Annotated in this window: 10 protein-coding genes; 8 read left to right on the forward strand and 2 right to left on the reverse strand. The window is 70.7% G+C overall.

Going from position 1 to position 9,527, the window contains the following annotated elements; translation table 11 throughout:
- Nucleotides 1-34: 34 nt before the first annotated feature.
- From CGQ25_RS02115 to CGQ25_RS02135, 5 genes are all read left to right on the forward strand, one after another.
- A complete protein-coding gene (locus CGQ25_RS02115) occupies nt 35-2,332 on the forward strand; it encodes a carbon starvation CstA family protein (protein ID WP_208711594.1) in 2,298 nt (765 codons plus the stop codon).
- Complete coding sequence (locus tag CGQ25_RS02120; protein WP_208711595.1) at nt 2,332-2,580, forward strand: YbdD/YjiX family protein; 249 nt, start codon at nt 2,332-2,334, stop codon at nt 2,578-2,580. Before CGQ25_RS02115 ends, CGQ25_RS02120 begins: the two co-directional genes overlap by 1 nt.
- Nucleotides 2,581-2,646: 66 nt before the next feature.
- The gene (locus CGQ25_RS02125; RefSeq protein WP_208711596.1) at nt 2,647-3,276 is read left to right on the forward strand and encodes a bacterial proteasome activator family protein; all 630 of its coding nucleotides are present in this window, start codon (nt 2,647-2,649) and stop codon (nt 3,274-3,276) included.
- An 8-nt stretch (nt 3,277-3,284) separates the two neighbouring features.
- The gene (locus CGQ25_RS02130; protein ID WP_208712821.1) at nt 3,285-3,725 is read left to right on the forward strand and encodes a hypothetical protein; all 441 of its coding nucleotides are present in this window, start codon (nt 3,285-3,287) and stop codon (nt 3,723-3,725) included.
- Between the two features lie 104 nt (nt 3,726-3,829).
- Complete coding sequence (locus CGQ25_RS02135; protein WP_208711597.1) at nt 3,830-4,684, forward strand: aldo/keto reductase; 855 nt, start codon at nt 3,830-3,832, stop codon at nt 4,682-4,684.
- 124 nt (nt 4,685-4,808) lie between these two features.
- On the opposite strand, the gene CGQ25_RS02140 is transcribed toward CGQ25_RS02135, so the two are convergent.
- A complete protein-coding gene (locus tag CGQ25_RS02140) occupies nt 4,809-5,948 on the reverse strand; it encodes an enolase C-terminal domain-like protein (RefSeq protein ID WP_208711598.1) in 1,140 nt (379 codons plus the stop codon).
- Nucleotides 5,945-7,735, reverse strand: a complete 1,791-nt coding sequence (locus CGQ25_RS02145; protein WP_208711599.1) for a thiamine pyrophosphate-requiring protein — start codon at nt 7,733-7,735, stop codon at nt 5,945-5,947. Before CGQ25_RS02145 ends, CGQ25_RS02140 begins: the two co-directional genes overlap by 4 nt.
- 145 nt (nt 7,736-7,880) lie before the next feature.
- Here CGQ25_RS02145 and CGQ25_RS02150 point away from each other — a divergent pair, with 145 nt between their 5' ends.
- Genes CGQ25_RS02150 through CGQ25_RS02160 form a run of 3 tightly spaced genes read left to right on the forward strand, consistent with a single transcriptional unit; the run spans nt 7,881 to nt 9,253 of the window.
- Nucleotides 7,881-8,399 carry a very short patch repair endonuclease gene (locus tag CGQ25_RS02150; protein ID WP_369802275.1) on the forward strand — a complete coding sequence of 173 codons (519 nt, stop codon included), beginning with the start codon at nt 7,881-7,883 and terminating at the stop codon, nt 8,397-8,399.
- Between the two features lie 60 nt (nt 8,400-8,459).
- Nucleotides 8,460-9,047, forward strand: a complete 588-nt coding sequence (locus CGQ25_RS02155; RefSeq protein ID WP_208711600.1) for a hypothetical protein — start codon at nt 8,460-8,462, stop codon at nt 9,045-9,047.
- Nucleotides 9,044-9,253, forward strand: a complete 210-nt coding sequence (locus CGQ25_RS02160) for a DUF2795 domain-containing protein (protein ID WP_208711601.1) — start codon at nt 9,044-9,046, stop codon at nt 9,251-9,253. The genes CGQ25_RS02155 and CGQ25_RS02160 overlap by 4 nt, the downstream gene beginning before the upstream one ends.
- Nucleotides 9,254-9,527: the final 274 nt, after the last annotated feature.

The following is a 9,527-nucleotide window of genomic DNA, read 5'->3' on the forward strand; positions in this document are numbered from 1 at the left end:
GACCGTCTGATCACTTCGCTCGAGGAGGAGCACCATGAGTTCCGTCTCTCGCGACGCTGGGGGAGCGTCGGAGACCACACCCGGACGGGGGCCCGCGTTGGCCCAGGACCCGGCCCTGCCGCCGGTCGCCGTCGACCCCACGACGCTCGAGGCCGAGGACCGCAGGTGGACCCCGACCAAGATCGCGATCTGGGCTGCGATCGCCCTCGTCGGCGGACTCGCCTGGGTCATGCTCGCCCTGGTCCGCGGCGAGACGGTGAACGCCATCTGGTTCGTGTTTGCCGCCGTCTGCACGTACCTCATCGGCTACCGGTTCTACTCGAAGTACATCGAGAAGTACCTGCTCAAGCCGAACGACGTCCGCGCGACGCCGGCCGAGTACAAGGCCGACGGCAAGGACTACGTCCGCACCGACCGCAACGTGCTCTTCGGGCACCACTTCGCGGCGATCGCCGGGGCGGGCCCGCTGGTCGGACCGATCCTGGCCGCGCAGATGGGGTACCTGCCCGGCACGCTGTGGATCATCGTCGGCGTGGTCCTGGCCGGCGCGGTGCAGGACTACCTCGTGATGTTCTTCTCGATGCGCCGCGGCGGCCGATCGCTCGGCCAGATGGCCCGCGAGGAACTCGGCGTGGTAGGCGGAACCGCTGCCCTCATCGCCACCCTGCTGATCATGATCATCATCGTCGCGATCCTCGCGCTCGTCGTCGTGAACGCCCTCGGCGAGAGCCCCTGGGGCGTCTTCTCGGTCGCCATGACCATCCCGATCGCGCTCTTCATGGGCGTGTACCTGCGGTTCATCCGCCCGGGCAAGGTCATGGAGGTCTCGATCATCGGCTTCGTGCTGCTCATGGCCGCCATCATCGGCGGCGGGGCCGTGGCGAACACCGGCTGGGGCCAGGCCCTCTTCCACCTGGACCGCCTCCCGATCGCCTGGGGGATCATCGTCTACGGCTTCATCGCTGCGGTGCTGCCCGTGTGGCTCCTGCTGGCCCCGCGCGACTACCTCTCGACCTTCATGAAGATCGGCGTCATCGCGCTCCTCGCCATCGCGATCATCGTGGTCCGCCCCGAGATCACCGTGCCCGCCTTCAGCGAGTACGCGTTCAAGGACAACGGCCCCGTGTTCGCGGGCGGCCTGTTCCCGTTCCTCTTCGTGACGATCGCGTGCGGGGCCCTCTCCGGATTCCACGCGCTCATCTCCTCCGGTACCACGCCCAAGCTCATCGAGAAGGAGCGCCAGACCCGCTTCATCGGCTACGGCGGCATGCTCATGGAGTCGTTCGTGGCGATCATGGCGCTCGTCGCGGCCGTGTCCATCGACCGCGGGCTGTACTTCGTCATGAACTCCCCGGCCAACCTGACCGGCGGGGCGGTCGAATCCGCGGCCGCGTGGGTCAACGGGCTCGGCCTGGCGGGCGTCAACGTGACCCCGGACCTCCTCGCCAGCACGGCGCAGAGCGTCGGCGAGCCCTCCATCGTCTCCCGCACCGGCGGCGCCCCGACCCTCGCCGTCGGCCTGAGCCACATCATGCAGCAGTTCATCGGCGGTGCAGGGCTGGCGGCGTTCTGGTACCACTTCGCGATCATGTTCGAGGCGCTGTTCATCCTCACGGCGGTCGACGCCGGCACCCGCGTGGCCCGCTTCATGCTGCAGGACTCGCTCGGCAACTTCATCCCGAAGTTCAAGGACACCTCGTGGCGTCCGGGGGCGTGGCTGTGCACGGCGATCATGGTCGCGGGCTGGGGCTACATCCTCATCCTCGGCGTGACCGATCCGCTCGGCGGCATCAACACGTTCTTCCCGCTGTTCGGCATCGCCAACCAGCTGCTGGCGGCCATCGCCCTGGCGGTGTGCCTGGCGATCGCGGCCAAGCGCAGGTCGTTCAGGCACCTCTGGATCGTGGCGCTCCCGCTCGCGTTCGCGGCGGTCGTGACGATCACGGCTAGCGCGTACAAGATCTTCTCGCCTGTCCCGGCGGTGGGGTACTTCGCGCAGAACGCCGCGTTCGCCAAGGCCCTGGCGGACGGCAAGACGTCCTTCGGCACGGCCAAGACCGTCGCCGCGATGGAGGCCGTGGTCCGCAACACCATGGTCCAGGGGGTGCTGAGTGTCGTGTTCGTGGTGCTCTCGATCATCGTGATCATCACGGCGCTCATCGCGACGGTGAAGGCCTTCCGCGGCATCGGCGTGGACACGGACCAGGAGGACCCCGCCGTGCCCTCGCGTGTCTTCGCCCCGGCGGGGGTCGTCCCGACGCCTGCCGAGCGCGCCGTCCGCGCCCAGTGGAGGGACGCCGGCCTCGACGCCACCCCAGCGGCGCATCACTGATGAGCGGCTCACCTCTCGCGCGGGGTGAGGGACGGACGACGGCGCTCGCCGCCGTCCGCTCGTCCCTCACCGCCGCGCGGGCTTACCTCCGCGGCGTCATGGGGGCGGACGCCTACGAGAAGTACCTCGAGTACCACCGCGCCGAGACGGCCGCCGGCCGGTGCGACCATGCGGCCATGACCGAGCGCGAGTTCTGGCGCGACCACGCCGACCGGCAGGACGCTAATCCGCAGGGCCGCTGCTGCTGACCGTGGCCACGGCCCGGCCGGTGGTGGGCATCCAGCCGGGGAGGCGGCTCGTGAGAGTATGGCCCCATGACTGAACCCGGGAACGAGAACACGCCTTCCAGCGGCCTCGGCGACCAGGCGGAGGAGGCGGTGGAGGGCACCCCCGTCGAGGGGCCCGCGGCCGTCGGCGACGCGCCGTCGTCCGTTCCGGGCCGCGAGCGGCGGGCGAGCCTCCAGGAGCTCGTGGACGAGCCGGCGAAGGTCATGCGGATCGGTACGATGATCCGCCAGCTGCTCGAGGAAGTGAAGGGAGCGCCGCTCGACGAGGCGGCGCGGAACCGCCTGGCGGAGATCCACGAGCGCTCGATCGCGGAGCTCGAGGACGGTCTCGCGCCCGAGCTCGTTGAGGAGCTGCACCGCATCACTCTGCCGTTCTCCGATGAGGCCGTCCCCAGCGAAGGGGAGCTGCGCATCGCCCAGGCCCAGTTGGTGGGGTGGCTCGAGGGACTCTTCCACGGGATCCAGACCGCGATCGCCGCGCAGCAGGCTGCCCACCAGCTCGCTGCGGCCCAGGTGCAGCTGCGGCAGCTCCCGCCGGGGACGATGATCGCCCCCGGCGTCGTCATCGGCGAGAACGGGGAGCCGCAGCGCTCACCGCACGGGGCCGGCGTGCGGCCCGGGGAACGGCCGGACCACGGTCCGGGTCAGTACCTGTGAGCACGGCCGTGGGGCTCTTCAAGGCTGCCCTGTCGGGGCGGCGCGACGACGCAGAGCTCGGCAAGGGCCTCTGGCGCCGCGCCCACGACCGTTTCCGTCGGGGCCTCGACAGGTTCCACCAGGTGCTCGAAGGGATCGATGACGACACGCTGTACAGCGAGCTCGTGGTGATCGCGAACGCCCTGGCCGAGCTCCTTCCACGGGTGCGGGCGGTGTGCGTCGAGGCGCAGAAGCGGGCCCCGAGCGAGGGCTACGAGATCCCCGGCGACTTCGCCGCCCTCCACCGTGCCCTGTCCCGGGCGGGCAACGCCCTGGCGACCACGGCCGAAGCAGCTGCGATGCTGCGCCTCGCCGTCGGCCCGGTCCCTGTCGGCGCGCTCTCGGTCCAGCGTCGCGCCGCGACCGTCCTCGAGCATGTGGAAGAGGCCGAGGGCCTCCTGCGCGGCTGAGGTCGGAGACCGGTTTCTATTCCCGCGTTCGCGGACCGCGAATCCCGCACGGCAATCCCGGCAAAGTCCTTGCCGCCGTCACGCACGGTGGCAGGATGGAGCGCATGACTTCCGCAGAAACCCTGACATCACCCGTGCTCACGTTCCACGATGGGAACACCATCCCCCAGCTCGGCTACGGCGTGTGGCAGGTCGAGGACAGTGTCGCCGAGGAGGTGGTGGCCGAGGCCTTCCGCGTCGGCTACCGGCACATCGACACCGCCGCCATCTACGGCAACGAGGAGGGCGTCGGCCGCGCCATCGCCTCGTCTGGCCTGCCCCGCGAAGACCTGTTCATCACCACCAAGCTGTGGAACGCCGACCAGGGCCGTGGCAAGGTGCAGCCCGCGTTCGAGGCGTCCCTCGACAAGCTGGGCCTCGACTATGTCGACCTGTACCTCATCCACTGGCTCCAGCCCAAGCGAGGCCTCTACGTCGAGACGTGGCAGGAGCTCGTGAAGCTCAAGGAGTCCGGGCGGGTCCGCTCGATCGGTGTCTCCAACTTCACGGTGGAGGCCCTCGAGGAGATCGAGCGGGAGACCGGCGTCCTGCCGGTCATCAACCAGGTCGAGACGCACCCCTACTTCCCGCAGGCCGAGCTGCGCGAGTTCGAGAAGTCCAAGGGGATCCTGCACGAGGCCTGGTCCCCGCTGGGCCAGGGCAAGGACCTCCTCGCCGATCCGGTGCTTGGCCGCATCGCCGAGAAGTACGGGGTCAGCATCCCGAACCTCGTGCTCGGCTGGCACCTCGCACTCGGCAATGTGGTGATCCCCAAGTCCGTGACGCCGGAGCGTATTGCACAGAACTGGACGGCACTCGCCCTCGACCTCGAGCCCGGGGACGTGGAGGCGATCTCGGCGCTCGACAAGGGCGCGTCCGGCCGCATCGGCGCCGACCCCGCCACCGCGGACTTCGCCTGACCGTCAGACTGGTCGCCCCTGTACCCGTCTGGGGGTCACCTCCTGGGGGTCACGTGATGTGACCTCCAGGATCTGACTCCCAGAACGTGACCCCTAGACGGGGGAGGGGATACGGGCGGGGCCGTCAGGCCACCCGGAACTGCTCGGCGTCCGCGTCCTTGAACGTCAGCCCGTTCCCCGGCCGGCCCCCGTCCGGGGTGATCGTGCCTCCAGCTGGGTCCAGCACCCCGTCGAACAGCATCGCCTCCAGACGCACATGGTCGTGGAACCACTCGAGGTGGCGGAGAGCCGGCGCGGCCGCGGCCGGCGCCGCCGAGATCGCCGGCGCGCAGTGCCCCGAGAACCCGACAGCGTGCGCCTGCGCAACGGTGGCAGCCCGGAGCCAGCCCGTGATCCCCCCGCACCGCGTCACGTCGGCCTGGACGCAGTCCACAGCGCCCGCCGCGCACATGCGTTCGACGTCGGCCAGCCGGGTGAGGTACTCGCCGGCGGCGACGTCCGCGGAGATGGACTCGCGCACGAAGCGCAGGCCCGGGAGGTCCTCACTCGAGACCGGCTCTTCGAACCACGAGAACCCCGCCCCGTGGGCAGCCACCGCCACACGTGCGGCCTGCTTGGGCGTGTAGGCGCCGTTCGCGTCGACGAACAGTTCGGCGTCGGGACCGATGGCCTGCCGGGCGACGAGCATCCGTTCGATGTCCCGCTGCTCGGCCGAGCCCCGGTCCTGGCCGATCTTGATCTTGACCCGCGGGATGCCCTGGTCCGCGACCCATCCGCCGAGCTGGTCCGACAGCTGCTCGTCCGTGTAGGTGGTGAAGCCGCCGCTGCCATAGACCGGCACGTCCTCCCGCGCCGCCCCGAGGAGCCGGTGGAGCGGAAGCCCCGCGAGCCGCGCGGCGAGGTCCCACAGCGCGCAGTCGACGGCCGACGCGGCGTAGGCGCCTGCGCCTGACTGGCCGATGTTCCGCAGGGCGCGGGCCATCGCCTCCGCGCACGCAGGGACGGCGAAGGCGTCCGATCCCACGACCACCGGCGCGAGCGCGTCTGAGACAAGGCCGACGAGCGCCGCGGGCCCGTACGTGTAGCCGAGGCCCTCGGCGCCGCCGGCCTTCACCTGCACGATGACAATGGTCGTCGAGTCCCATGCGAACGTCCCGTCCGCCTCGGGCATGTCGGTGGGCACGGTGTAGGCCGCGGCCCGGACCTCCGAGACCGGTGCGCTGGAGACGGGCGCTCCCGTCGCGGGGTCCTTCACCCCGCTCATGAGCGATGCCCGGGCAGCAGCTCCTGGACCTTGGTCTTGAGGCCCTCCTTGATGAAGTCCCACGCGTTGGGATCGCCCTTGATCGCGCTCTTGGCGGCGTTCATCGCCTGTTCGAGCGTCGCATGGGGCGGGATGGGCGGCACGTTCGGATCGGTCCTGACGTCCAGCACGGTCGGTCGGGTGGCTCCGAGGGCCTCGTCCCAGGCGGCGCCGAGGGCGTCCGGCGTGTCCACCGTGATGCCTCCCAGACCGAGGCTCGAGGCGAAGTCCGCGTATCCGACCTCGGGGAGCTCCTGGGTCATGGGCACAGTAGGGGAGCCGCTGAACGCGCGCAGTTCCCACGTGACCTGGTTCAGGTCGTTGTTGTGGAGCACGACGACGACAAGGCGCGGGTCCTCCCACTCACGCCAATAGCGCGAGACGGTGATGAGCTCGGCGAGGCCGTTCATCTGCATCGCCCCGTCGCCCTCGAACACGATGACGGGACGTCCCGGATTGCCGAACTTGGCCCCGATCCCGTACGGGACGCCCGGACCCATCGTCGCGAGGTTCCCGGAGAGGCTGCCGCGGACCCCGGGCGGGAACCTGAGCTGGCGCGCGTACCAGTTTGCGGCGCTGCCCGAATCCGCCGCGATGATCGCGTCCGCGGGCATGCGCTCTGAGAACTCGGAGAAGACCAGGAGCGGGTTGACTGGATCGGCGTCGACCAGGGCCTCGTCCCGCATGGTCTGCCACCATCGGGAGACCTTGTCCTCGAGGTCCTCGCGCCAGCCGCGGTCCTCCTTGCGCTCCAGGAGCGGGATGAGCGCGCGGAGGGCTTCGCCGGCGTCGGCCACCAGATTGACCTCGTAGGGGTAGCGGAGCCCGATCATGGTCGCGTCGAGGTCGATCTGCACCCCGCGGGCCTGCCCTTCCTCGGGCATGAACTGCGTGTAGGGGAAGCTCGAGCCGATGGTCAGGAGCGTGTCGCAGTCGCGCATCATCTCGTAGCTCGGCCGCGTGCCGAGGAGCCCGATGGACCCCGTGACGAAGGGCAGGGTGTCCGGGAGGGAGTCCTTGCCCAGGAGCGCCTTGGCCACGCCGGCCCCGAGGAGCTCGGCGACCTCCTGCACCTCGGCGGCCGCATGCCGGGCGCCGTGGCCGATGAGGATCGCGACCTTCTCGCCCGCGTTCAGGAGGTCCGCCGCGCGGTGGACGGCGGCCGGGTCCGGGACCACGCCGGGCCAGGAGGTGCCGAGGCTCGAGGGGACCATCTTCATGGCGTGGGTCGGAGCGGAGTACTCGAGCTCCTGGACGTCCGACGGGATGATGACAGCCGTCGGCGCGCGGCGGGCCTGCGCGATGCGCAGGGCGCGGTCGAGGACGTTGGGAAGCTGCTCGGGGACCGTGACCATCTGGACATAGTCCGAGGCGACGTCCTTGAAGAGCGTCGGCAGGTCCACCTCCTGCTGGTACGAGCCGCCGAGGGAAGTGCGCGCAGCCTGTCCGACGATCGCGACCACGGGCACGTGGTCGAGCTTCGCGTCGTACAGCCCGTTGAGGAGGTGGATCGCGCCCGGACCGGAGGTGGCCATGCAGACGCCGACCCGGCCAGTGAACTTCGCGTAGCCGACGGCTTCGAACGCGCTCATCTCCTCATGCCGAGCCTGGACGAACTTCGGCCCCTTGCCCGCGCCGAGCGCGGTCACGATGCCGTTGATGCCGTCGCCGGGATAGCCGAAGACCGTCTCGACATCCCACTCCGTGAGCCGGTCGAGCAGGTACTCTGCAACGTTCTGTGACGCCATGTCAGCTTCTCTCCTCTTGCTGGTTGACGCGCCGCCTCCACTCGGGTCCGGCGTCTGCCGCTGTACCCCCGGGCGGCGGCCCGAAACGCATCCACGGTGCAGGTCCCCTCAAGGGGGTTGTCGGGCCAGGCGTACGCTGGGCCGCATGAGCCACGCCGGGACGCCTCAGGAGACGCACGACGGCGGCGACGCGCCCGCCGTCGGCGGGTCACCGCCGTCGGGGGCCGGCAGGGGGAACGGCTCGTGGGCGTCGACGCCCGCGATCCGGAAGACGATGCTCGGCAACCGCTCCAGGGACACCGCCCCCGAGCTGCGCGTGCGGCGCGCCGTCCACGCCATGGGCCTGCGGTACCGAGTGGCGGTCAGGCCGGTTCCGACCCTGCGCCGCACAGCGGATCTCGTGTTCAGCCGTGCCCGCGTGGCCGTGTTCATCGACGGCTGCTACTGGCACGGCTGTCCCGAGCACTACATCGAGCCCGCCCGCAACGTCGACTACTGGCGGCCGAAGATCGCGCGCAACCGGGAGCGGGACGCGGAGACAACCGCCGCACTCACCTCGGCGGGCTGGCGGGTCCTGCGCTTCTGGAGCCATGAGGACCCGCACGACGTCGCCGGGCGGATTGCGGCGGCGGTCCGGACGGCCCCGAGCGAACCGGGCTCTTGATTGGTTCGGCGGCGAGGGGGTAATCAGCCACAAGCTGACCCACCCCAGGAGGTGCCCGCCATGGACTCAACCCAGCTCGCATGGCTCATAGTCGGGATCGCGGTCCTGATCGTGATCATCATCATCGTGGCCGTCGTTGCACGACGACGCTCCGGACAGCACAAGCAGCAGATGCACGAGCGCGCCGAGGAGATCCGCGCAGAGGCGGCCCAGCATGAACTCGACGTCCGCGAACGAGAGGCCAAGGCCAAGGAGGCGCAGGCCCGTGCCGAGCGTGCCGAGGTCGAGGCGGCCCGGCTGCGCCAGCAGGCCGACGAGACCCAGGGCGCCACGCGCGAAGAACGCGAGCGCATCGCCGAGCGGCGCCAGCACGCCGACAAGCTCGACCCCAACGTGCCAGACCGTTCGGACCGTTCAGGTCGCCATGACCGCGACGCCTCGCATCGCGACGACGTTCCGAACGCGGACCACCAGCCGGTGCACGATCTCGGCACAGAGGCACGGGGCGATGGCCGCCACGTCCAGGACGACGCTCGCCCGGACGACGTGAACAGGGTTCCGGACCGTGAGGGTCGGGAAGCCCCCGGTGCGACCCGCGAGACGGACCGCGACACCACCGCCGAGAGGCCGGACAGGAGGACACCGTGACCCACAGCGTGAACCCGATCCAGATCCAGAAGTTCCTCGAAGGCGTCGACTACCCCGCCGACCGGTCGGCGCTGCTCGACGCCGCGCGCAGCCACAACGCGGACGACAACGTCATCCGGGCCATCGAAGGGATCCCCGAGGGGTCCTACGAGAAGCCGACCGAGGTCAGCCAGGCGATCGTCGAGGCCGGCCGCAAGCACGACTGACCATGCGCGCCTGACCACACGCGACCGAGCACTTCGGACACAGCGGCGGGGGCGCGAATCCCACAAGGACGCCGGCCCCCCCCCGGTGGGCGCCCCCCGGCCCAAACGGGTTGTCGCCCCGCCCCCCGGCGGCCCCCCCCCCGAAGTGGCTGCCCCCCTCGGGGGCCAGAAGAAAGAAACCCGGCGCCGGGTTCCCCAGCCGGGCCCCCCCGCCCCGCCGGGGGGGCCCGGCCCGCCCCCGCCCCCGCCCACGGCCGCCGCGGGGGGGGGTGGG

Origin of the sequence: Sinomonas sp. R1AF57 (genome assembly GCF_002224485.1) — a bacterium.
Taxonomy (GTDB): domain Bacteria; phylum Actinomycetota; class Actinomycetes; order Actinomycetales; family Micrococcaceae; genus Sinomonas; species Sinomonas flava.